Annotated in this window: 23 protein-coding genes, 3 tRNA genes, 1 pseudogene and 1 riboswitch; of the genes and pseudogenes, 9 read left to right on the top strand and 18 right to left on the bottom strand. The window is 39.0% G+C overall.

From position 1 onward, the window contains the following. Positions 1-17 precede the first annotated feature (17 nt). The 9 genes and pseudogenes from MUW56_RS12370 to MUW56_RS12330 all read left to right on the top strand — a co-directional run bounded on the left by MUW56_RS12370 (position 18) and on the right by MUW56_RS12330 (position 4,633). Positions 18-1,304: an N-acetylmuramoyl-L-alanine amidase gene (locus MUW56_RS12370; RefSeq protein ID WP_292013489.1), complete on the top strand. Its 1,287-nt coding sequence runs from the start codon at positions 18-20 to the stop codon at positions 1,302-1,304. 60 nt (positions 1,305-1,364) lie between these two features. Next, positions 1,365-1,439 (top strand) — tRNA-Glu (locus MUW56_RS12365). Positions 1,440-1,450: 11 nt separating this feature from the next. Then, positions 1,451-1,771: a hypothetical protein gene (locus MUW56_RS12360; RefSeq protein ID WP_292013488.1), complete on the top strand. Its 321-nt coding sequence runs from the start codon at positions 1,451-1,453 to the stop codon at positions 1,769-1,771. 67 nt (positions 1,772-1,838) lie between these two features. Further along, positions 1,839-2,092, top strand: a pseudogene (gene rpsT, locus MUW56_RS12355) (30S ribosomal protein S20). Positions 2,093-2,103: 11 nt separating this feature from the next. Then, positions 2,104-2,175 (top strand) — tRNA-Glu (locus MUW56_RS12350). 69 nt (positions 2,176-2,244) lie between these two features. Then, positions 2,245-2,319 (top strand) — tRNA-Glu (locus MUW56_RS12345). Between the two features lie 383 nt (positions 2,320-2,702). Beyond that, positions 2,703-3,476, top strand: coding sequence for a T9SS type A sorting domain-containing protein (locus tag MUW56_RS12340; RefSeq protein WP_292013487.1), 774 nt, complete (start codon positions 2,703-2,705; stop codon positions 3,474-3,476). Continuing rightward, complete coding sequence (locus MUW56_RS12335; RefSeq protein WP_292013486.1) at positions 3,477-3,641, top strand: hypothetical protein; 165 nt, start codon at positions 3,477-3,479, stop codon at positions 3,639-3,641. 203 nt (positions 3,642-3,844) lie between these two features. Further along, positions 3,845-4,633 (top strand): T9SS type A sorting domain-containing protein, encoded by a 789-nt coding sequence (locus MUW56_RS12330; protein ID WP_292013485.1) that lies wholly within the window; start codon positions 3,845-3,847, stop codon positions 4,631-4,633. A 171-nt stretch (positions 4,634-4,804) separates the two neighbouring features. Here the strand turns inward: MUW56_RS12330 and MUW56_RS12325 are convergent, their stop codons facing one another. The 18 genes from MUW56_RS12325 to MUW56_RS12240 form a co-directional block, all read right to left on the bottom strand. After that, positions 4,805-7,063 carry a DUF5074 domain-containing protein gene (locus MUW56_RS12325; protein ID WP_292013484.1) on the bottom strand — a complete coding sequence of 753 codons (2,259 nt, stop codon included), beginning with the start codon at positions 7,061-7,063 and terminating at the stop codon, positions 4,805-4,807. A gap of 35 nt (positions 7,064-7,098) precedes the next feature. Then, positions 7,099-8,292, bottom strand: coding sequence for a cell surface protein (locus MUW56_RS12320; protein ID WP_292013483.1), 1,194 nt, complete (start codon positions 8,290-8,292; stop codon positions 7,099-7,101). 14 nt (positions 8,293-8,306) lie between these two features. Next, complete coding sequence (locus MUW56_RS12315) at positions 8,307-9,443, bottom strand: YncE family protein (protein WP_292013482.1); 1,137 nt, start codon at positions 9,441-9,443, stop codon at positions 8,307-8,309. Beyond that, complete coding sequence (locus MUW56_RS12310) at positions 9,440-10,549, bottom strand: TonB-dependent receptor (protein ID WP_292013481.1); 1,110 nt, start codon at positions 10,547-10,549, stop codon at positions 9,440-9,442. The genes MUW56_RS12315 and MUW56_RS12310 overlap by 4 nt, the downstream gene beginning before the upstream one ends. Beyond that, positions 10,534-11,400, bottom strand: coding sequence for a TonB-dependent receptor (locus tag MUW56_RS12305; protein WP_292013480.1), 867 nt, complete (start codon positions 11,398-11,400; stop codon positions 10,534-10,536). The genes MUW56_RS12310 and MUW56_RS12305 overlap by 16 nt, the downstream gene beginning before the upstream one ends. A 182-nt stretch (positions 11,401-11,582) precedes the next feature. Beyond that, positions 11,583-11,769, bottom strand: a riboswitch (cobalamin riboswitch). A 253-nt stretch (positions 11,770-12,022) separates the two neighbouring features. Beyond that, positions 12,023-12,970 (bottom strand): transporter, encoded by a 948-nt coding sequence (locus MUW56_RS12300; RefSeq protein ID WP_292013479.1) that lies wholly within the window; start codon positions 12,968-12,970, stop codon positions 12,023-12,025. A gap of 11 nt (positions 12,971-12,981) precedes the next feature. Next, positions 12,982-14,031: a cytochrome c peroxidase gene (locus MUW56_RS12295; protein WP_292013478.1), complete on the bottom strand. Its 1,050-nt coding sequence runs from the start codon at positions 14,029-14,031 to the stop codon at positions 12,982-12,984. After that, entirely contained in the window at positions 14,024-14,788 is a 765-nt protein-coding gene (locus MUW56_RS12290; protein WP_292013477.1) for an MbnP family protein, read from the bottom strand. The genes MUW56_RS12295 and MUW56_RS12290 overlap by 8 nt, the downstream gene beginning before the upstream one ends. A 332-nt stretch (positions 14,789-15,120) precedes the next feature. Next, positions 15,121-15,489 carry a hypothetical protein gene (locus tag MUW56_RS12285; protein WP_292013476.1) on the bottom strand — a complete coding sequence of 123 codons (369 nt, stop codon included), beginning with the start codon at positions 15,487-15,489 and terminating at the stop codon, positions 15,121-15,123. Positions 15,490-15,493: 4 nt separating this feature from the next. Next, on the bottom strand, positions 15,494-16,168 hold the full coding sequence (locus tag MUW56_RS12280; RefSeq protein WP_292013475.1) for a superoxide dismutase: 675 nt from the start codon (positions 16,166-16,168) through the stop codon (positions 15,494-15,496). A 182-nt stretch (positions 16,169-16,350) separates the two neighbouring features. Next, entirely contained in the window at positions 16,351-17,028 is a 678-nt protein-coding gene (locus MUW56_RS12275; RefSeq protein WP_292013474.1) for an SCO family protein, read from the bottom strand. Then, positions 17,015-17,290, bottom strand: a complete 276-nt coding sequence (locus MUW56_RS12270; RefSeq protein WP_292013473.1) for a YHS domain-containing protein — start codon at positions 17,288-17,290, stop codon at positions 17,015-17,017. The genes MUW56_RS12275 and MUW56_RS12270 overlap by 14 nt, the downstream gene beginning before the upstream one ends. Before the next feature lie 155 nt (positions 17,291-17,445). Continuing rightward, positions 17,446-17,799 (bottom strand): hypothetical protein, encoded by a 354-nt coding sequence (locus MUW56_RS12265; RefSeq protein ID WP_292013472.1) that lies wholly within the window; start codon positions 17,797-17,799, stop codon positions 17,446-17,448. 578 nt (positions 17,800-18,377) lie between these two features. Continuing rightward, positions 18,378-20,354: a heavy metal translocating P-type ATPase gene (locus MUW56_RS12260; protein ID WP_292013471.1), complete on the bottom strand. Its 1,977-nt coding sequence runs from the start codon at positions 20,352-20,354 to the stop codon at positions 18,378-18,380. Between the two features lie 44 nt (positions 20,355-20,398). Beyond that, positions 20,399-20,818: a Fur family transcriptional regulator gene (locus MUW56_RS12255; protein ID WP_292013470.1), complete on the bottom strand. Its 420-nt coding sequence runs from the start codon at positions 20,816-20,818 to the stop codon at positions 20,399-20,401. A 17-nt stretch (positions 20,819-20,835) separates the two neighbouring features. Further along, positions 20,836-21,738 carry a cation diffusion facilitator family transporter gene (locus tag MUW56_RS12250; protein WP_292013469.1) on the bottom strand — a complete coding sequence of 301 codons (903 nt, stop codon included), beginning with the start codon at positions 21,736-21,738 and terminating at the stop codon, positions 20,836-20,838. 18 nt (positions 21,739-21,756) lie between these two features. Next, positions 21,757-22,638, bottom strand: a complete 882-nt coding sequence (locus MUW56_RS12245; protein WP_292013468.1) for a bestrophin family protein — start codon at positions 22,636-22,638, stop codon at positions 21,757-21,759. Between the two features lie 137 nt (positions 22,639-22,775). Beyond that, on the bottom strand, positions 22,776-24,005 hold the full coding sequence (locus tag MUW56_RS12240) for an efflux RND transporter periplasmic adaptor subunit (protein ID WP_292013467.1): 1,230 nt from the start codon (positions 24,003-24,005) through the stop codon (positions 22,776-22,778). Between the last annotated feature and the right edge of the window lie 22 nt (positions 24,006-24,027).

Below are 24,027 nucleotides of genomic sequence, written 5' to 3'. Positions count from 1 at the left end.
ATTTTTATAACTGTAAGATGCACAAACAAAATTTTAAAATAATTTTATCATTTCTCCTTATTCTTTTTACCAACATGATTTTCTCCCAAAAGAAATTCACAATCGTTTTGGATGCGGGACACGGAGGAAGTGATCATGGGGCAAACAGGACTTATTCTGATATCGGAAGAGTTGCAGAAAAAGACATTACACTTGCCATCACGCTGAAGCTGGGATCAATGCTTGAAAAGAACAGAGATTTCAAAGTAATATACACCCGTAAGATTGATGAATACCCGTCATTGTCTGACAGAACCAACCTGGCGAACAGAAGTAAGGCGGACCTATTTGTTTCTATTCACTGTAATTCTTCACAGCGACCTACAGCCTATGGTACGGAAACTTATGTACAGGGGCCGAACCAGAATAATGAAAACCTGGAGGTAGCTAAAAGAGAGAATGACGTGATCTTTCTGGATGAAAAAGATAAACAGATCTTCGGATCTTACAATGCCGACTCTCCGGAATCGCTGATTGCTTTAAAACTGCAGCAAAGCAAATATCTGGAATCCAGTCTTCTGTTAGGCGGATTGGTAGAGGATAACTTTGTCAATAAAGATAAAAGATCATCGAGAGGGGTATTTCAGAAGAACCTCCACGTTCTCCGTATGAACGCCATGCCGTCGGTACTGATCGAAACAGGATTTATCAATCATCCTGAAGAAAGTCATTATATTGCTTCTGAAAAAGGGCAGAATGAAATTGCTGAAAGTATCTATGATGCCATCATTGATTATAAAAAGGCAATCGACAGAAAAACCGGAGGATTTGTTGCCAGCAGAAGACAAGAACCGGAGAAACCGGCTGAAACGCCTTTGAAAAACGATTTCAGAATATTACTGATGAGTTCTCCTACCAAATACAATGATGGAGATCCGGCATTGAAAGGGCTAAACTATATCCTTACCCTTAAAGAAAACGGACAGTACAAATATTACTATGCAGTTACCAATATGGCCTCTGTAAAAGATATTAACCTGAAAACAGCTAAAGATGCAGGATTCAGAAATGCTTTTGCCGTAGGATTTATGCCTAATCAAAAAATCAGCATGGGATACTATACGATAGAATTATATGTTGGAGATAAGCTGAACGGGAATTCATATATTCTTCAGAACCTTAAAGATGTCGAAAGACAGAAAGACAACGGAGTGTTCTATTATACCTATGGAAAAGTATATACGTTGGAAGATGCAGCGAAACTTCAAAAAGAACTTGAAGCTAAAGGCATCAAAAACACCGTGATACAAAAAGTTTACAAATAATTTTAAAAAAATAATTTTGAAGTTTAAAAGTTAATTATTACTTTTGCAACCTCAAAATTTGGCCTATTCGTCTAGTGGTTAGGACTCAAGATTTTCATTCTTGCAACAGGGGTTCGATTCCCCTATAGGCTACCAAATTTGATATCATGCCGGATTTAAAAATACAAGAAGCAAAATTGCTTTTTAAGAAAATCCACTCTAACCCAAAAAGTTATGATTTAAAAATCAATGAAGACGGGATTACAGGCAGGGATGATAAAATAAGTTTTAGGCTTTACAGGACCGGAGAAAGGGTTGCTTTTGAAGTAACAATAGATGAATTCACTTTCACCAATACGACTGGAGAATGGAACAATGCGATGATTATGTTGGGAAACACGATCAAGAAAATAGAAAAAGAACAGGAAAATTTAAAAATAGAACAGGCAATAAATAAACTTAGAAAATACCTTTCAGAAGAAATTTAAAAATTTTTAAAATTAAATTTGGTAGTTTAGAAAAAAGTTTATAGTTTTGCACTCACATTTGAACGATATGGCAAATCATAAATCAGCATTAAAGAGAATTAGACAAAACGAAACCAGAAGACTTCGTAACAGATACTATCACAAGACTGCTAGAACTGCAATTAAAGTTCTAAGAAGTGAGGAAGATAAAGCTGCTGCAACAGAGCAACTGCCAAAAGTTATCGCTTTATTGGATAAATTAGCTAAGAAAAATATTATCCACAAAAACAAAGCTGCTAACTTAAAAGCAAATTAACAAAGCACGTTAATAAATTAGCGTAATAAGTATAGTAGGCCCGTTCGTCTATCGGTTAGGACCTCAGATTTTCATTCTGGTAAGAGGGGTTCGATTCCCCTACGGGCTACACAAAATAAGAGTTGTAAACTTATAAAAACAAAACTAACACATTAATTTCGGTTAATGGAAGATAGAGGGCCCGTTCGTCTATCGGTTAGGACCTCAGATTTTCATTCTGGTAAGAGGGGTTCGATTCCCCTACGGGCTACCAAAGGACTTTTTTGAAAGTCCTTTTTTTGTTTATATACATTAAAAGATTCCACTTATTCTTAGTACTTTTATCTTCTGAACTGTTGTGAAAAGACCTTTGGTGCAGCTGCCATTTTGTTTCCTTACCTCAAAAAAACAGGAGATATTTAAAAAACTCAGCATATCATTTTCTCCAGGGCTTTGATTCCCCATCCGTACTCTCTTTCCCCTTTCCTAGTCTTACTTACAGCATGGAATGAATATCGAAAAGAGAGTCATTCTTTTAGAACTTTCACTTCAATATTAATTTCCATTAAAAATATCACCATTAATGGAAATATTATTTCCTGCTCTTGTCATTAATGCTTAAATTTGATTGAAACTATTCATATAAACATTAATAACATGAAATTTAATTTACTCTTGGGAGACCGATTCTCATTTCCAGTTGTTTTAATTGCACTATTTTTATTCTCAGCGAATACTTTATCCTTTGGACAGAGCAGAATTTATGCTCATGCACAAAGCTCGGGGGTCTTTGGGGTAGCCTGTCTGGGATGCCGTGTAGACAATGCCCAAAATGCCGTGGGCGACAATGAAGATGACTATTCAACCATGGTATTGGGAACAGCCTTATTAGGAGGGGTACAACAGACCTTAATCTTTCCTGATCTCAGATCCGACACAAGACTGGTAGTCGGTATCGGAACAGACAATATCCCTTTATCGGTACAGTTATTAAGCGGCGTAACCCTGGAAACAATGAACGGAGGAACGTCAAATGATGACCGCAGAACAATCGATGTAAGCCTGCTTAAATTGGGAGCGACTCCCAACAGAGGTACTGTAGAATTCAAACCGGCAAAACCTTATGACGGTATCAGAATAGGATTAACCGGCGGGGTACTCAGCCTTGGCGGCGGATTCAGAGTATATTATGCGTACCAGGACCCGCTCATCACTTTAAAAGCACATAGCCAGGATGGACAAATCACTCTTGATGCCAACATTCCTCTGGAAGGTGCCGAAGTTGCTCTGGCCAATACTTCAGGAAAAGAAGTATTCCGTACCCAACTGAGATCAAAAACATTTCAATCCAGGCAGCCGGAAGGAATATACTTTATGACTATTCAGACCAAAGAAGGAAAAACATATTCACGTAAAATTATTGTTAAATAAATGATACCGGGAGCCAGCAGGCCTATAGAAGCCTGCTGGTTTTTATTCATCGGAGCTACAAATGGAGTTTGCCTGAAAAGAAATACAGCATTCAGCACCTATGAACCTGCCAGTTTACTATATGCCCTTTACAACGAAAACCCATTCCTGAAAAATAGTGATTAAATAAGCCTTCCTTTCTGTTTCAATCCAGCCGGATTGAATCAACCAATTTTTTTATAAAGGCCTCCGATCATTAAATAAAAAAACAAAAATTTTCACTTATATAAACAAATTGTTATAAAATCACCATATTATGAAATAAAATCACCAACATAATCATTTTATTTATACATTTATACAAAGCTAAAGATCAAAATTTTTTATATATGAAAACCAATTTATTATTGAGACAGCGTGCTATCAAAGCAGCCTTGTCTGCATCATTTTTGTTCCTGATGAATTCTATGTCTACTGCACAGATCGTGAAAACGTATGCAAGCAGCCAAACCAACCAGGTGTACGGAATTTGCATTGGCTGCGGAGTACTGAACCCAGAAAATGCCGTAGGAAGCAACGAAAACGACTATTCTACCTTACAGGTATCAGTAGGTCTGCTGGCCAGAACGGAACAGACACTGATTTTCCCGACTACCAATATTGCAGCCAATACCAACAAACTTGTCATTGGAATTGGTTCAAACGGAACTCCTTTATCTGCACAGGTGCTGGGAGGTGTATCCATTGAAACTTTTAACGGCGATGTTTCCAACAATGATTATCAGAATCTCAACAATGACATTCTTCAACTTGGCAGCGCAGACCCAAGCAAAGGTGAAATTGAACTTACTATGAACATTCCTTTTGACCGCATTAAAATAAATGTAAACTCAGGATTACTTAATCTGGGCGGTGAACTGCGGGTGTATTATGCATATCAGTACAAAGATCCTTTTATCAATCTCATGGCTCATTCGGATGGAGGGCAGGTTACTCTGGACAGGAAAGTTCCTGTAGAAGGATCGGAGGTTACGCTAACCAATACCTCCGGCAAAGAAGTATACCGTTCCAGGCTAACAGATCATACATTTAATTCCAGACAATCTCCAGGAATTTATATCATGACCCTGAAAACAAAAGAAGGGAAATCTTATTCCAGAAAAATCATGATCAAATAAGAAAATACATAACAAATCGAACCCGGCAAGCTTTTTAAAAGCTTGCCGGGTTTTTTATGGGCACTTTTTCTTTTATAATATACCGGCCGATGATAAAACCTTTACTGCCCTCATAAAAATGCCCCGGCCAAGCGGCTGGGGCATAATGAAACAAGATGAGTGATCTAAAAATTAGTTCTTAATAAGTTTTTGCTGATATACAGCCTTATCTGTCACAGCTTTCAAAATATACATCCCTTTCGGAAGCATACTTACATTGATCTGCCCATTGTTAAGCGGTGCACTGATCATTTTACCAGAAGCATCATAAATAGAAACATTCAATATTTTCTCCTGCGTTTTGATGGTAAGGATATCCGTAATCGGGTTTGGATAAATTCCGAATTCAAGTTTTTTCACTTCAGCAGTGGCTAAAGTTGACCCTACACTGTTTACGGTAATTAATTTTTCAACCACCTTACCATTTGAGTTGAAGCTGATCACGATATCAGATATTCCCTGGCTGAGAGGGGTTAATATCAGTTCATCGTTGGTATTAATAGATGCAGAAACGGCTGTAGGATTGCTGTTTGACTGAATAGATTTCACAATCGATGCCACAATATTATCATCATCAGAAACCACTGTTTTCAGGTCAATTGTCGTAATATTTCCGGCTGTAACCTGTGAAGGCAACGTTGTACTTACTACAGGCACCGTATTATTGGTAAATACCGTTATTGCCGGGAACCAGTAATAATCATTCAATGTTTTGGTATTGGTAAGGTTTCCATTCATATCGTATGTATGGATCCAGTTTTTCTGATAGTGGGCACCATATCCGCTTTCAGTTGTATTCAGGACAAGCTCACCGGTAGCAGGATTGACACGGAGGGCAGATCCGTAAGGAATCTGTTTAAACTGTCCTGTCTGTCCAGGAATGGCCGCAAAAGATTCATTAAATGTTTTAGTGGTCACATTAAATTTCACAATCTGCGTTCCTGAGCTCCAGCTGCTGATTGAATTGATCCAATATAAAGAATTCTCCTTATTACTTGCTGTAAATTTACCTGCATTCCAGGCTCCCCAGTCGCCAATATACTTCGTGGTTGGAATAGCGTAAGCCTGCGTTGCAAAAGTGGTAGGATGAATACTCACCAGTTTCTGATCCTGGATTCCCCATACACTTCCGTCTTTCGCCTGAACAACAGAATAGAAACCTCCGGCAATGGTGTTGATCACGGTATCTGTAGCAGGATCAATAACTAAAATTCCGGCTCCCTGTTTTACGGCAAATACATATTGTGAAGTACGGATCATGTTTCCAATCTGCCCGCTGCCGCCTGTCCCGGCTATTAAGCTGCCGACCTGTAAATTATCAATATTAAAAAGAATAATTCCGTTGGAAGCTCCGATATATCCTTTATGTTCATTTACTCCTACAAATGATCTTCCGTCCCCGCCTCCAATATTATTAAAGCCGGCTATTTTCTGCATGGTATGTGCGTTGGCTACCACCAGTCTTCCTCCGGGCGTATATTGGGTATCTCCTCCGTCGGCAGCCTGTTTTGAAACAAAATAGAATTTATCTCCGTAGATGGTTCCATATTGGGTAGTGGCTCCAAATGCCTGGTTGCTGTTCACATTGCTGTACACTCGGTAATTGATCTGACCGTTATTATCGATAAAATTTACAGAACCATTGGTGTGTCCAAACCATTCTTCATTGACCATAAAGTATCCGTTGGTAAAATTAGTGGAAGTTACGTAAGGAGAAACCGGTGTAATCGTAGAAGAAATCGGAGCCTCTGTAAATCCGACATTAAAATTCCAAACATCCCATGACCCATTCTGCAGGGTACGTGACGAAGCCCCTACATTAGAATATCCAAAATCGGTATCTGCAGGATTTTTTACCCAATAAGCCCAGTAGCCGTTAACGGTCCACCCGGATTGCCAGTGATCATTAGCCGCATCTGCAATAGTATAGCTGTCAAAGTCATAGGCATTTGTATTTACGTAACCATTCACCGGATAAAGCGGATAAGTGCTGTTTCCGTTTTTGATCAGTGCGTTGGTATTTTGGCCGTTCAGGTCAAAACCTATTCCACCAACTGCAGATCCAAACTGTGTTCCCTGGTAAAGTAATGTGAATAACCTGTGATCTGCTTTGGCAATCGCTTTTAGCATATCTTCTCCTGTTGCGTTTCCATCCCATCTGAATCCCCAAACCAGAGCATCAGGGTTTTTACTGTCATTCCATTGTACTACAAAAGCGGCCTGGTTCGCTCCTGTGCCTACCCAATACTGGATATCAGAGAAACTGATCGTCGTCGTGTTAAGTTTACTGATCCCTGAAATATCATTTCTAGGTACTCCCTGAACTTTTATCTGTGCATTCGTTACGCATGCAAACAGAAAAAGCATCATAAAAAGATAAAACTTTTTCATTTTTTATTAATTTAAATATATTGTATTACTGAATATTATTTGAAATGTAAGTCATAAGCTCCGGCTACTTCAGTAGAAACTTCACCCAGCCAGCCAGCTTCCTGATTGACTCCCGTATACACTTTCACGAAATCAATCCCCGGAAGTTTCACATACCTGCCGTTTCTGTCAACAGCCCAGGAAATATCAATATTGGAGGCCTCGTCATTATTCGGAGCATTATCTGCATATCCGAAATCATACGATTTTCCTACCCAGTAGGATCCGGTACCGCTCTGATCATAAAAATTGTTGGCAAGCCTGGTTCCGGAAAAGCCGTAAGATGCCTCTGAAAGCCATAAAGGATAATAACTCTGTGCATGAAAGGTATTCTTAGTTTTAAAACCCTGGTTTCCCAGATTGTCCTGCCACTTGATGTATTCTACATCCGTCTGCCAAAATTCACTGCCCGGCACCTGAGCCTTATTCTCATCAGGTTTATAATAGGTAATGCTGTAATTTTTTACCGTTGTATTTTTAAAATACTCACTGCCTGCAATTTCATACCACTCATTGTCATCAGGCTTTCCGTTTTTATTCCTGTCGTAGGCCACCATAACAATTCCCGGCTCACAGGAACCTGAACGCTGATCATTAGCCCCATTTCCAAAAAATGCATTCCCAAGAACCTTAAAGTCCCTGCCATCCAGATTGGGAATGGTATGATCAAAGCCAAAAACAACATAGCCTCCGTATCCCCCTAAGCTGATCATGGTAGAATTGGAACCTACCAGCGATTCTTTAGCCTTCTGAAGCATATCCATTGCCGTGTTTCCAGGCTCATATTCCGGAATTTCATTCATGAACTGCCCTACAGCAGGACGGAAATCAAATACCTTGGCTATATATTTACTATACGTTCCGGTTTCTTTGGTGACAATTATTTTGGAATGATACACCTTTTCGTTTCCTTTATTGATAATTTTTAAGGTCAGGGGAAAGCTATCTGCCTTAGGACTGATAAACTCAAGTTCTGAGCTTTGGGAAATGATAGAGTCATTAATACTCCACGTAAAAGTCCCTGAAACATTGGTGGGGATACTCAATACTTTAAAACGTTCAATGGAATAAGAATCCTTAAGACCATTAAAGTTAAAATCATCTTCATCATCATGTTTACAGGCTATCATTCCTATCAGGGAAAATGATAAAAACCCGATTTTTAAGTAATTAAAAATATTTCTATTCATGTCTCAAAGTTTTATTATTTATATAAAAAAGCGAAGTGTGCCGGGATATTTCCGCCTTCGGTTTTCCACTTAAAATGTCCGTTTTTATCAAAACAATACACAAAACCCATGGCTACATAATTCCTGGCATCTGTAATATAGAGGTCTTCCGTAACAGGATTTACCGCAATTCCGTAAGGTGTTTTGATGGCGGTTTCATATTGCGGGTCAAAAATTCTGTTGGCTATGATCTGTTCTGTTTTAACATCAATGATCCCAAAGGTTTTTTTATAGCTGTGTGTGTTGTAATTGAATTCGTTTCCGTAGAAATAAAGTTTATCATTCACAATCGTCATTTCACTGACTGCGAGGTGAAAATCCTTTTTGACGGCTCCTGTAGATGCGTCAATCAGGTATAAGCTGGAAGGAACGTTGTAATAATCTCCTCTTGAGCTTACATACAGGTCGCCGTAATTATCTTTCTTCAGACGGTGAAGATTGATGGCAACATCCAGTTTCTTGGTTTCTGTAAAACTGTTTAAATCTATCACGGAAACTGTTCTGTCATAGTCGGGAACCATATAGCCTCCGGAATTGGCAACAAAAAGCTGATTTCCTACAATTTCCATTTCTTCAGGCTGGTAGCCTACCGTTACTTCACGTTTAATAGAAAGGGAAACGGTATCAATCTCCACTACTTTTCCTTTGGGAGCTTTAGGGTTAATATCTACCGGGCCGGCATAGCTGCTCGCATAGGCATTTCCATCTTTAAAAGTTAAATATCTGCAGTTCTGCAATGGAATTGAAGTGATACGTTTAGCCGTTTTCGCATCCAGAACTTCAATCTTATTGGAAACATTGACCACAATGTAGAGTTTGCTGCCGTAGACTTTAATATCATTTCCTACATCTCCCAACTCTTTAACCACGTTTGGATTTATTTCCGCATAGATATTCCGGTAGTAGGTTCCTTTGGTATAATCAAAAAAATCAAGAGTACATTTATTGCTTCCCATATTCCCTTCATTCAGCATATAAAAGCCTTTTATCGCGGTATTTTCTACAGGAGCAAGCCCTTCCACCACTTCCTGGCGGATAATAATATCATCTGTACGGCAGGAAGTAAGAAAAGCTAATACAAAAAATAAAAGGTAAAGGTTTAGTTTTCTCATAAGGTGAAGTTTAGAATGAGTTTAAAATTTCTTCCCGGCATCGGATAATTGATCACTACATCATAATACTGGTTGAAAATATTATTCATCTCAAGGCTTACTTTAAACTGGTGATTGGACCAATTAAATTTTTTCTGAACAGACAGATCATAGGTATACCAAGGCTGTACATAGTTATATTGAATATTATCCTGGTTCACATCATATCGTTCTCCAACATATATTGCACTGTAATTGAAACTCCAGTCTTTATAATCTGCCATTAGGGTGAATGATCCGCTGTGCCACGGGGTGTAAGGAATCTGATTGCGATAAAAGGTATCTTCAGGATCACTCATATCTTTTGCACTCTGATAGGTGTAAGAAAGCAACGGCCTGATCTTTACTTTTCCAACCTGCAGCTCTGCCTGCAGATTCACATCAGCTCCAACGATTTCAACCAGTCCAAGATTCATCATCAGCCAGCGGAACATACTTCCATTCGGAGCCGCTACGATTTTGTCCTCTGCTCTGTTGTAATAACCATCCACTTTAGCATAAAAAGCTTTTAAAACAGGATTATTATACTTCTTCTGATACGTAAAGCCAAAGTCATACTGATTCGTAAATTCCGGCTTCAGATAGGTATTGCCGATATTGGTATAATACAGGTCATTGAAAGTAGGCAGCCGGAAAATTCTTTTGTAAAAAGCTCTAAGGGTAAGCTCAGGTACATTTGCAGGCTGATAGCTCATAAATACGGCAGGAGTCCATTCACTTCTGTCTTCAGGCCTTTTATTCCGTTTTACTTCTTCGAAAGTAAAAGTTCCCAGCAGACTTCCCAGAATTTTGAATCTGTTCCACTGATAGGTGGTTGCCAAAGCCACCAATGAGGTATACCGCGTAGGATAAGAAAAGTCTTCTAAGTTGGCATCCAGATTATTGTACTGGAAATCTCCGCTCAGGCTGACATCCCAATTGGGCGTAATAGAATATAAATTGGATGAAGAGAGATATACTTCCCGCTGGATATAAACATTGTTTGAAGGAATAATAAACTGTGAGCGAACGGTATCCAGAAAATGGGTATAGTCATAGGCAAATTTTGCTTTCAGCTGGGTTTCCAATTTTGGAAAAAGCTTTTTCTCAGGTTAGCCTGTATAAAGTAATTTTCATCTGACAATCTCGCACCTCTGCCGTTAAAGCGGCTATTGACAATAGGTGCCGGCATTCCCCGGTCTGAAATATAGCCGTATCCTCTTATATTCCAGCTTCCGTTATTTACCGTTCCATTGAGAGAAGTCTCAAAACGTTTTGCTTTGATATCAGAGTCCCGCCTCTTCGCTATGGTATCATAGGCCTGCTGGCCGTCAGGATATTTTTTAGCATAACGGAACCTATAGATTCCGTCACTTTGCATAAATTCAGCACTGAAACTTGCTGAAACCCTTTTTGAAATTTTCTGTTCCAGCCGGAATGATGGATTGAAAAGGTCTATAGAAGCACTTTTCGCCCTCACAACAAGATTCGTCTTCCCGGCTCCTTTAAATACAGGTGTTCTGGGCTGTAAATAAATAGATCCTGAGGACCCGAAGTCCTTTGCAGGCTGGAAAATCTCACTTTTCTGGCCATTGTATAGTGAAATTTCCTCCAGATCATCTAAAGAATATTTTCCGAGATCAACAAGCCCGTTTTGGGCATTCCCCAATTGAATTCCATCATAGAAAACTCCCACATGCTGGCTTCCGAGGCTTCGGATATTAACAGTTTTTAACCCTCCCATTCCACCGTAATCCTTGATCTGAACACCGGAAAAATACCGCAGGGCATCTGCTACTGAATGGCTGTTCAGCCTTTCAAGGTCTTCTCCCTGTAACGTCTGTGCCGGAAGGATTTCTTTAAAATTCTTTTTATAGAGATTGACCGCTTTGATAGCCTCTTCTTTCAGGCTGTCTTTTTTCTTTGTTTGGGAAAACACAAATTGAGATGTTAACACCAATATTGTGAAAACAACTTTATGAAGTTGAGATGTAGTTAGTTTTGCCACCATTAGCTCATTTAGGGATAATGATGACGCTAATGGGATATAAGAAAGCAACGACCAAGCACAGCAGCCACTGCACAGAATCATTGATGTCCTAAGCTTTATTCCACGAAAGCGTCAAACGATTATTTTCTGGCAGGTCTTCTGACTTACTCCGTTTTTGAAATCCTTCCCATTAAAAAAACAGTGGATATATTCTTCAAAAACTTTGGTGTGGAGCTTACAGCAGCGGGTCTGTCCCGGATTTTCACCGGATTCCCTTTTAAGAGCTTTTTATGGCTCACCAAATTTCGGCAAAGATAGAAAATTAATAATACATAGCCTAAATAACAAAATGATTTACAATATTATAAAAAGGATGACGATAAAAGCGGATTTAAGTGTAAGGTTATTAAAGCTGATCCGGAAGCTGTCAGTCATTTTCATGCTTAATTTTTAACACAAGTTTTATTCTCTGAATTCAGTCTCTTTTATACCATACTTTATTTTCTATGACAAATAGGCTGTCTCTAGATGGAGACAGCCTATTTCCAAGCAAGTATATTATTCTTTCAGGTCAAATCCCAATATTCAGAAAAATACTGAAACGGGATTTCGCTTCAATATCTCCTCCGGCAAGATGGGTATATACCGGGAGCATCACTTCGCTTCCCAGGCTGAATTTTTTATAAGAGGCTTCAAAACCGAGCTTTCCATACAATGCACTTCCTGCAGTATTGGGCAGCGCTTCATTAAACTGTTTATTTTGTACATATACTTCTCCCTGAAGACCGGTCTTAGCTGAGAAAATGGTTTTTTCATTTCCCGTGATTTGATAAAATCCTGTTGCGGCATAGTTCCATTGATTCCCAAAGCGGTAATTCTTTTTGTTTTCCGTTTTAAGGGTATAATCCGTATTAATCATGACAGCAATTTTATTCTTCTGAAATTTATAATTCAGTGCTGCCTGATAATCCCAACTTCCTGTTCCCAGCTGGAAACTCGGATTAACTCCCGATATTCCTTTTTCATCAAACCTGCCTAAAGGGATCTTCACTCCCAGCCCACCACTGAGCTGATGGAAGCTGTCTTCAGAATGGATAAGCTGATAAATTCCCATCAGGTTAAGATCCCCGATCCCATTAATTCTGATATCCCCCTGCAGGGTCTTCTTCTCGTGAAAATGGAACGGTAAACTCGCATATAGACTCAGTTTTTTTGTTACCGGAATTTTACCCCAAAGCTGTAAGGTATTGAAATATTGATCCTGGGTAAGATCTTTAACAAATAAATTTTCTTTGGCTTTATAATGCTGTGCAAAATATTTGATCCCGATAAACTGTGGATTTAATAAAGATTCAAAACCTGACGATCCGTTGCCGGCTGCACAACCGCAGGCATCGCAGTCGTCATAAAAATCGTCTGTACTAAAATGATATTGGGGGATATAAGCACTATCCCTGATGATTTTGGCCTGACTCATCGTACATAGAATCATGCTTATGATGAAAATGAATTTCTTCATGTCTTTTTAAATTATTCTGCAAATTTTGGATTGGATATAAAACTTTTATCGGATAACGTCTTTAAGAAAGCAATGATCAACTGTTTTTCCTTGCTGTTCATTACAATTCCGATGTGATTATTCTGTTTCAGCTGCGGATCCAGATTCGGATTATCCTCTACCCTGTCGGTATAAAAATTCAGCACAGCTTCCAATGTATAAAATCTTCCGTCATGCATATAAGGGGCCGTATATTCTACATTTCTCAAACCCGGCACACGAAATTTCATCCAGTCGTTCTGATCCAGGGTTACCCGATAGCGTCCTGCATCTTTAAACTGTGTATTGTAATACATTCCCGTATTCCGGAAGCTCTCATCGGTAAACAGTTCTCCGCTGTGGCAGGAAGCGCATTTCTGATTGAAGAGCGCCATCCCTTGAGATTCTTCTGAGGTAAAGCTTTCTTTTCCTTGCCTGAACCGGTCATATTTTGAATCTGCAGAAATCATGGATGCCATAAACTGTGACAGGGCTTTCAGGATTCTTTCTCCTGTAACGGTTTCATCACCGTAAGCTGCACTGAAAAGCTTTTTATATTTCGGATCATCTTTTATTTTTGAAATCGCTTCCGGCATGGAGCTATCCATTTCATTCACATCTGTCATCGGAATGATCGGCTGTTCATTTAAATTGTGAATCACCCCATCCCACATATATCTTTTCAGAAATGCCATATTCTGAATCGGGGGAGCATTCCTGATTCCGGTCCTATCATCAACCCCATGGCTTACGGTATGCCCGTGATGGGTAAAAGCATTTTCCTGGATGTGGCAAAAACCGCATGAAATGGTATTATTCCGGGAAAGTCTCCCTTCGTAAAAAAGTTTCCGCCCCAGCTCTACCCCATTTTTGGTAACCAGATTCACGGACTGGTCAAAAGTCATTTCCGGAAAATAGGAAGGAAACTGAAGGGTATACGCTTCATCTTTTTCCAATGGCTGGATCACCTCATCAGAACAAGAAACACAGGTCAGCACCAGGGCCGCCATGATCCATACTGTTTTTATGAAAGCCTTAGTCATTGTGAACGTGATCTACTTTAAACATTTTTGTAAGATTATTGGTTACATCTGCCAAATGCTGGCTTGAGCCCATCATCATATCATTCGCAGAGGTAAGGGTTAAAGGCTTATCTCCGCTCAAAAACTGGTTCAGATCTGCCAGAATATGAATGGAAGGTCTGATCTGGCCTGTCACTCGTGCAGTTGTTGGTAAATTCAACGTAATTTCCCGGTAAAGATCAGGGGTATTGTTAGCTGCTACCTTTCCCATATTTCCCGTATGGTTCATAAATTCCGCAGCGGGAGAACCGGTTCCGTATTTTCCTTCTAATTTTACAAAAACATAGCCTGCTGCCCAGGACCATGACATTCCTTTCTGCTTTGCTTTACCCCAAAACTCAGCCTGACCGTCCTGCCCTAATAAATAGGCATTCTGGCTGATTCCCAATCCGAATCTTATTTTTTTATAATTATTCTTAGGGATTCCGTCCAGGTTCAGATAGACGATCCCTGCAACGGCATCGGCCTGATCAATGATAAATGCTCCTTTATCGGGATTATTTTCATTGTATTTAAATTCATTTCCATTTTCATCAATAAGGGCAATGTTACTGATGACATATTTTAAAGCGGAAAAATAATGTTTCTGCCCCTGAGAAGAAGTCTGTACCGTCTGGTTTAGCACAATATCTCCCAGATTATTAAATCCGTTTTCGAATTTTATCTGAAGATTTCCAGGGGTTGTATCCTGTGGATCATCATCATCCGGCTTCCACATGAAGAAAAAGAAAATAAAGTAAAGACAATAAAGAATAGGGATAAAAATTTATAAATTTTCATTGTTGATTTTTAAGTTGAATACAATTTGAATTTGTGCAATAGCACTGTTTTGAATATGAAAACATTCTTTTTTTACCACAAAAGGCACAACAATTTTTACACTTAAGGTATTGTAAGTGCTACGTTTTGTGCATATGAAGAGCACCTAAGTTTTTGAAAATCAAAGATTTTCAGCTTAAGCGGGCTTTTCATTCAAAGCAATGATCTTAAAAACTGATGAGGATTAAGAAGATACTTTGTGGCTTTTGTCGTTTAATAGGGAAGTATAACTTAAAACACCGGGGGTTTGAAAATGTGTTTCAGAAACAGAAAGGAATACGCTGTTTTATAGATGAAATTAAAATTGGAAAAATGAATTTTTTCCGTGAGAGAAACCACTGTGATTTCCGGAAGAATATAGATATCCAGAATTTTCTGTCCGGAATTCTTTGTTTTATTGAATGGTAAATTGTCGGAATCACTTGCTTTTGCAAGTTCTTTGCTCAGGTAGCATTTTCCGTTGCAATGAATCTCCGGCCTGCTTTTATTAACACACAGGGTATTAACAATATAGTTATAATTTACAGCATACTCTACCATGGGGATCAGAGGCCTGAACACCATATAGAAAGTAAAGAGTATACTGTAAATTAATTTCATGAGTTTATTTCTTGCTCAAAGCTTCATCATATCTTCTGCTTACTTCTTTCCAGTTTAAAACATTCCAGATAGCTGTAAGATAATCCGCTCTCTTATTTTGATACTTCAAATAATAAGCATGCTCCCAAACATCAATTCCAAGAACAGGAGTTCCTTTTTCTTCCACAATATCCATTAAGGGATTATCCTGGTTCGGTGTTGAGGAAACAAACAGTTTTCCATTTTTATCCACAGAAAGCCATGCCCAGCCGGAACCGAAACGGTCTGCACCTGCCTTGCTCATTTTTTCTTTGAAGGCTTCCAAACTCCCAAAAGCTTCATTAATTGCTTTAGCTAACTTTGCTGATGGCCGGGTATTTTTTTCCGGGGTAAGAATCGTCCAGAAAAGCTCATGGTTGTAATGTCCACCGGCATTATTTCTTACTGCAGGGCTCAACTTTGATGTTTCAGAAAGGATCTGAATCAGAGTTTGTTTCTCCTGTGGTGTTCCTGTGATTGCTTTATTCAAGTTACTGGCATAGGCTGCCCCGTGCTTTGAATAATGAATCTCCATCGTTTGGGCATCAATAGAACCTTCCAATGCATTATAAGCATATGGTAAAGGAGTCTGTTTAAACTGGGCCATTGTAAACTGGGCCGCAAATACTGCAGTTACAGCAGCTATTTTCAAAATCTTCATAACGTTTTTGTTTATGGTTGAACAATGTTTTTCTTATTAAGCTGGAAGATGGGAGATGGAGGCTGGAAGTGATGAATGCCATAACATAGATTCTTCAACTTCTATTTGCTTTTACAGCTATCTCAAAAACTGCCAGAGATTCATCGTCTGGATCAGCTTCAAGCACCCAGCTTCCCTCTTTCTTATTTCAATAATTTCTTAATATCCTCCATCAGAATTTCTCTGTCAGGATGGTATTTTCCGGTCAGTTTCGGGGTTTTCCCTTCCGGATCTTCATAATTCAATCCTGAATAATACAGAATCGGCATATGGTCTTTATTATATCTGCAGCGGATATTTCCTTCCTGATCCACCAATGCAATCATCCCACTGTGATTAAGACTTTCACCTTCATTTTCCTGATCCCCTACATAAATATTGAATTGATCTGCAAGCTTTCCAATATAGGTTCTGTCTCCTGTCAAAAAATGCCAGTTGGGAGATTTCGCACCTATTCTTTTGGCATGCTCTTTTAAAGCTTGGGGAGTATCATTTTCAGGATCAATACTGATGGAGACCATACCAAAACCAGGATCATTGATCTGATTTTGAATGGCTTTCATATTGGTATTCATTACGGGGCAGATCGTAGGACATTTACTGAAGAAGAACTCTACAAGATATACTTTTCCCAGCATATCTTTATTGGTGATTTTTTTGCCGTTCTGATCGGTCAGTTCAAAATCAGGAACCTTCATAACAGTATAAAGATTCTTTTTAAAGTATCCCATTCCTACGCCTATTCCCAGGAACAGTAAAGCAATCACCACGATCGGGATAATAATTTTACTCTTATGATTGGGCTTATTATTTCTGGGCATATTTTTCAGGGCTTTTTTTAAATTCATCTTTGCAGTAGGTACTGCAAAAACCATACGTTTTATTGTTGTACACCGCTGTATCTTTAAGGAACCCTGCAGTCTTCATATGGCAGATCGGATCCTCTTCGTTCACTACCTGTATATTTTTCATATTTTCTTTGGAAGAAGTCATACTGCTTTTATGTTTTACCTGAGGTGTTTCTTTCGCACACGACAATAGAGAGATTGACAACAAAGTTGACAAAATAATCGGAGATTTCATTTAGGTATAAATTGAAATTAATGATAATATAAAATAGAATAGCCGGCTTTCAATGAAACTGATCATTTTTTAAGCTTGTTATAGTACCATATAATACTTAACAATAAACACCAGATTCTCTTGAAGCAAAAACTAAAAAATTAGTTTAAATAAATTTAAACCAAAGGAGGATGGAATATCCTGGAAAAATAGTCTGAGGTATGAAAATTAAAATAGTCTGGTTCCGGGACGGAAACTGAAAACTCAACTCCTTTTTTCCCGGAAAAAGAAAAGATATCATGGGAAAGAAAAACATCCAGTCCGGTCATCTTTATGGTTTGAGTACTGTTAGACTGTTTCTCTGTTTTTGCCAGTTCTTTTTCCACATAGCACTTACCTTTACAGGTTGACTGTGGCACATTCCTGTTCTCGCAAAGGTTCTTCACGATATAGTCATAGTTCACAGCATAATTTACCAATGGCAAAACGGGGCGTATTGCAACGGTAAAAATGATGAATATGGAAATCAAAAACTTCAACGGTTTTGTTCTGTGTTACAAATATACTATTTCAAAATTGTTTTATAATAGATTTATGATGAATGTCATTGATCATTTCTTTTCTTACATATGATTTTTACAGCGTTTATTTTTTGGAATACGCAACGGCGCAAGTATATTTTCAGTATCTACTTGATCAGGCGTAAAGATTTTATCTTCGATAACATTAAATACCATTTGGATACTGTTACCCATAAAAATTACAAAACTGTGCCTGTCACCGGTGTAATATTATCCCGAACTTTGAGTAAAACTTTAGACCTAAACAAAAATTTAGTTCTTTATATACAATTTAATCTTGTTGATAAAAGCTCTGCTGATGTTTTTTAGCAGAGCTTTTTTGTTTTCTTAAAGAGTTTTGTTTTGCTGGAAATCACAAGGGTGCAAAAGGTATTTTTAACGCTATGCTTTAGTAAGGCGCGAGGATTTTATCTCCGATAAAATTATTTTCTGTTAATTAAAAATATGATGTATAATTAAAAAAAGCCCCGCTAAAATTCAGCAGAGCCTTTATTGAATATAATTTAGTTGTGTTTATTATTTGTTTTTTAAAATTTCATTCTTTGAATTCTCACTGCATTTAAAATAGCCAGCAATGCTACTCCCACATCTGCAAAAACAGCTTCCCACATGGTAGCCAACCCTCCGGCTCCTAAGATAAGAACAACTGCTTTTACCGCGAAGGCAAGGATGATGTTCTGCCAAACGATCTTTTTCGTCTGTTTCCCGATGTTGATCGCCATTGGAATTTTACTTGGCTTATCATCCTGGATCACGACATCAGCCGTTTCAATGGTCGCGTCGCTTCCTAACCCTCCCATAGCAATTCCTACATCACTAAGAGCCACTACCGGAGCGTCATTCACTCCATCTCCTACGAAAGCTACAGTTTGATTTTTGGCTTTAATTTCTTTGACTTTGTTAACCTTATCTTCCGGCAGCAGATCCCCGTACGCATTGTCGATACCAAGCTGTTCCGCTACATATTTTACAACGGTACTCTTATCTCCGCTCAGCATAGTGGCTTTTACATTCATTTTATGAAGGTTATCCACCGTTTCTTTTGCATCTTCTTTGATACTGTCTGCAATGGTAATATACCCTGCAAACTTTTTATCATAGGCTATAGCAATAATGGTGTACACAATATGGGCGTGGTTGATATCATAGCTGATCTTGAACTTATCCATCAATTTGAAATTCCCGACAAGAAGCTCCTTTCCATTGACTGTCGCTTTCAGCCCGTGTCCGGCAATTTCTTCTACATTTTCCAATGGGATAGAATGGTTGATATCTCCTGCATAATGATGGATGGCAGTAGCAACCGGGTGTGTACTTTTACTTTCCAGTGCATTGACAAGCTGAAGGATTTCATCTTTGTTAAATTCAGAGGTAATGCTTACTTCCTGAACTTTGAAAACACCTTCCGTCATGGTACCGGTTTTGTCCATCACCACATTCTGAATTTCGGCAATACTGTCAAGAAAATTACTTCCTTTAAACAAAATCCCGTTTCGGCTGGCGGCTCCTATTCCTCCAAAATATCCCAACGGAATAGAAATTACCAATGCACAGGGACATGAAATCACAAGGAAAATCAATGCTCTGTACAGCCAATCTCGGAACAGATAATCACTGACAAAGAAATAAGGCAGTAAACAGATTCCTATGGCAAGAAAGACAACGATCGGAGTGTATACTTTGGCAAATTTTCTGATGAATAATTCTGTAGGAGCCTTTTGAGCGGTCGCATTCTGAACAAGTTCCAATATTTTGCTCAGCTTACTGTCTTCATAAGCTGTCGTCACCTTTACCAGCGCAATACTGTTCATATTGATCATCCCTGCCAGTACGGCTTCGCCTTTATTTTTGGTATCCGGTTTACTTTCACCTGTCAAAGCAGCCGTATTGAATGAAGCGGAATCAGAAAGCAGCTCCCCATCCAAAGCCAGTTTTTCCCCCGGCTTCAGCTGAATAACATCTCCTACTTTCGTTTCTTTTGCCTTCATGGTTTTAGGCTGATTATTCTCCACCACCGTTACCTCATCCGGGCGCTGATCCAATAAGGCTTTTATATTTCCTTTGGCTCTGGTGACCGCCATAGACTGGAACACTTCTCCTACGGCATAGAACAGCATGACAGCAACTCCTTCCGGATATTCTCCAATAGCAAAGGCTCCAATGGTTGCAATTCCCATCAGGAAAAACTCGGAGAAGACATCTCCATTGATAATGCTTTTGTAAGCATCCTTCAATACGGGGAAGCCTACAGGAATATAAGCCACTAAAAACCATACTAAACGGATCCAGCCGGTAAACCATGTTGGTTGTATATAGTTGTCAAAAGCGATTCCTGCCAATAACAGGACAAAGGATATGACTGCCGGAAGAAACATCTGGAAGACGCTCTGATCACCGGAATCATGAGAATGGTCATGACCGTCATGGTCATGTCCGTCTCCTTCTGAATGATTATGTTTTTTTGTTTCTGGTTTTTCCGGGGTTGTACTACAGCACTTTTCCATACATGATATTTTTATACAAATTTAAGAGTGAGACTGATGCAATGCTATTGCAAACTTTCAAGACAATTTTCACAGATTCCTTTCGCAAACAGCCTTATTTCATCAATTCTGAAATGGGTCTGTCTATTTTCCGGAAACGAAATATCTTCTTTACAGGTGGTCTGTTTGCATATTTTACAATAGAAATGCAGGTGCCAGTCTTTATGTGTTTTTTCATCACAGCCATCTTCACATAGTTTATATTTCGTGGTTGTATTTTCCTGAATACTATGAACGATCCCTTTTTCTTCAAAAGTTTTTAAGGTTCTGTAAATGGTGATCCTGTCGGCATTATCAAAATGATTTTCTATTTCAGAAAGAGACAATGCCGCTTCCTGTGAGCTTAAAAAATCATAGACCAGAATCCTCATACTGGTAGGCTTGGTATTTTTGTCAATAAGCTTATTTTCTATATCCTTTTTCATGTTCAGCAATTTAAATATTACAGATGGACTTCATCTTCTTCGTATCCCTCTTCCTCTATCTGAAAAGTAGTATGACTTATTTTAAAATTTTTAACGGTCTTTTCCTGTAATGCTCTCAACAGTAGATTTTGAGAAGCTTCTCCTTCTTTGACAATATGGGCGCTCATCGCATTTACACTTGATGTAAGAGACCATACATGAAGATCATGCACGTTCTTTACTCCCGGAGTCTGCTCCAGCGATTGACGCAATTCATGAATATCTACATCTTTTGGAGTTCCTTCCAGTAAAACATTGATCGCTTCTTTCAACAGCTTCCATGTTCTGGGGAAGATCAACAGTCCGATCGCGGCAGAAATTAATGGATCAGCATAGTACCATCCTGTAGTCAACATAATAACTCCGGCCATCATAACGCCTACAGAAGTAAGCATATCTGAAAGGACTTCAAAGTAAGCCCCTTTCATATTTAAACTGCCTTCCGAATCTTTCCGCAGAATCATCATTCCGATAATATTGACCACTAATCCGATTCCTGCTACGATAAGCATCGATTTGCTTTGTACTTCCGGAGGGTTTTGAAAACGCTGATAAGCTTCAATCAATACATAGATTGAAATTCCCAATAAAACTACCGCATTCACTACCGCTGCCAATATTTCAGTCCGGTAATATCCATAGGTCCTTGAAAGGTCTGCCTTTCTTTCTCCTATTTTAATGGCTATAAATGCTAAAAGCAATCCCACCACATCTGTCAGCATATGGGCTGCATCTGCCAATAGTGCAAGGCTATTGGTAATAATTCCTCCGATAACCTCAGCGATGAGATAGGTACCGCTCAGGCATAATACAACCAGGAGACTCTTTTTATGCCTGCTTGCCGCAGACGGTGTTTGTACTGGTATTGGTGTGTTTTCCATATCGCATCTATGATTTAATTACATTTCATAATAGGATGTATTTTCTTTTTTTAACGGAACATTCTCTTCGCCAATCATTTGTCTGATATTGATCTCTATGGTTTGGGCCAGAGAAGTCATCGGTGTATCCACCGGCCCGTTTTCAAAAGGGTCCTGCATAATGATGGATGTCTTTTCAATTGCAATAAACATAACCGGAATCAGAAAAGTAACCGCGATTTCCACCACCAGCTGCGAATCGTCCAGACCAAATGGAAGTATGGCAGCAAATACATAGATGAGAATATGGACTAAAATGCTGTAAGATCTCGGAAAAACAGTATTTTTCAGTCTTTCACATTTTCCCATACTGTCACAAAGCCTTGTAATGATATCATTCAGCTGCATTTGCTGAAAATCCGTTAAGCCTCTGCCCATCGTAATTTCTCTCAATTGTTTGGAATGGGCATCCAAAAGTGCATTGGGAATATTCATTCCATGGATGTGATTCTTATCGAGGTACTGTTGTACTTTTTCAGAAAAGGGCCGCTTTCTTAGAGACTCTCCCAGTGCATAGGTCCAGATGATCTGCCGTTCAGCAAAATCTTTGACCGCTTTATCTTCTCCCGCAGGCATAAACTGGATAACCAGCCTTACCAACGTCCTTGAATCATTGACGATAGCTCCCCACACCGTTCGTGCCTCCCACCACCTCTCGTATGACTGGGAGGTCCGGAAAGCCAGCAATAATGATACAGCCGTTCCTAAAAGGGCAGGAATATTCAGCGGAAGTGAAATCTTCTTGAACCATGGCAGCATATCCAAAAGGCCAATAGCCGCAGCGAATATTCCAATGAAAAGAATCTGAGATTTTATTTCATGGATGAAATACCAGACTGATATTTTTTTATTTAATAACATAATGTATCATTTATTAAATCGGATAAGAAATGTTATCTTTTCCTTCAGTCGATTTTTATACTTCTATAAAAACTATTCTCTAAACAGTTCTAATATAAGCATAAAAAACGATATTTACCTGATTCCGGCTGCTTTCATTAATGTTCGTGCTCTCCGGAATTCACTAATTTAGCATTGACAAAAAAGGCTCCTTTCACTACAATTTTTGCATTAGCAGGAATTTCTCCTACGGATGTAATTGCCGTATATCCCATATCGGATGTTCCTTTCACAACTTCTATTTTTTCAAAATTCAAGGTTTTAGGATGGGGTTTACCTTTTTCATCATGTTCTTCCGCCTCTTTTTTATCAGTCTGAATAAAAACATAGTATTTACCGTCCGCTTCCACAATCGCTTCAGTAGGAACAGCCGGAGTAGTGCTTTTATCGAGACTCACTATTCCGGTAATATTCATTCCGTCGATCAGTCCGGATTTGTTGCCGATCACTTCGCAGTGCATGGAAATGGTTTTACTTTCATTTTCAAAAGAAGATCCTATGCTGTAAATCCTGGCGTCATATTCCGTTTCAGGATTATTGGTCAGTTTAAAGTGAACGATCTGCCCCACTCTCATCTTCGGAAGGTCTCTTTCGAAGACCTGCAGATCCAGATGAATAGAACCGTTATCAATTACAGTGGCAACAGGAGAAGAAATATCCACATAACTTCCTATCTGTGCCGTTATACTGCTGATCGTTCCGCTGATCGGAGATGTGATCACTAACCCTGACTTCATATTTCCATTGCTTACATTCCCGGGGCTTATCCCCATCATCTGAAGCTGCTTTAGGAGCGAGGCTCTTTTGGTTCTTAACGTTTTCAGCTCAGCATCGGCGCTCTGGAGGTTCTTTTTTGCTCCTGCATCGTTATCAAAAAGCTCTCTTTGTCTTCTGTACTCCTGCTCTGCATAGGTAATCCTGCTGTTGGTCGTCAGGTAATCTTCCTGAAGCTGGATGTATTCCGGGTTGGCAATCGTGGCAATCACCTGTCCTTTTTTCACAATGCTTCCCACCTGAATGTTTAATGTTTTAATTATCCCGCCATACAGAGAAGTAATCGTTGCTTTATTACTGTTGGGAACACTTAATAGGCCGTTTGCTTTTATCGTTGATGTCAGCTCTTTCATTTCTACTGTTCCCAGAGCAACTCCTACGGATTTCATCTGTTCTTCCGTGAGTGAAGCTATTGTTTGTGGAGCTTCTTCATGTGCCTGCTCTTTCTGTTCTGTTTTTTCAGGGGCTTTTTCTTCCGAAGCTTCTTTTTTTCCACAGCTTGTTAGTAACATTGAGATCAGGATAAGAGGGATGATATTATGTTTGAGTTTCATAATTAAAAATGTATTTTGTCTG

The sequence above is a fragment of the Chryseobacterium sp. genome, from assembly GCF_022869225.1.
GTDB lineage: Bacteria > Bacteroidota > Bacteroidia > Flavobacteriales > Weeksellaceae > Chryseobacterium.
This window is presented reverse-complemented; position numbering and strand designations above follow the sequence as displayed.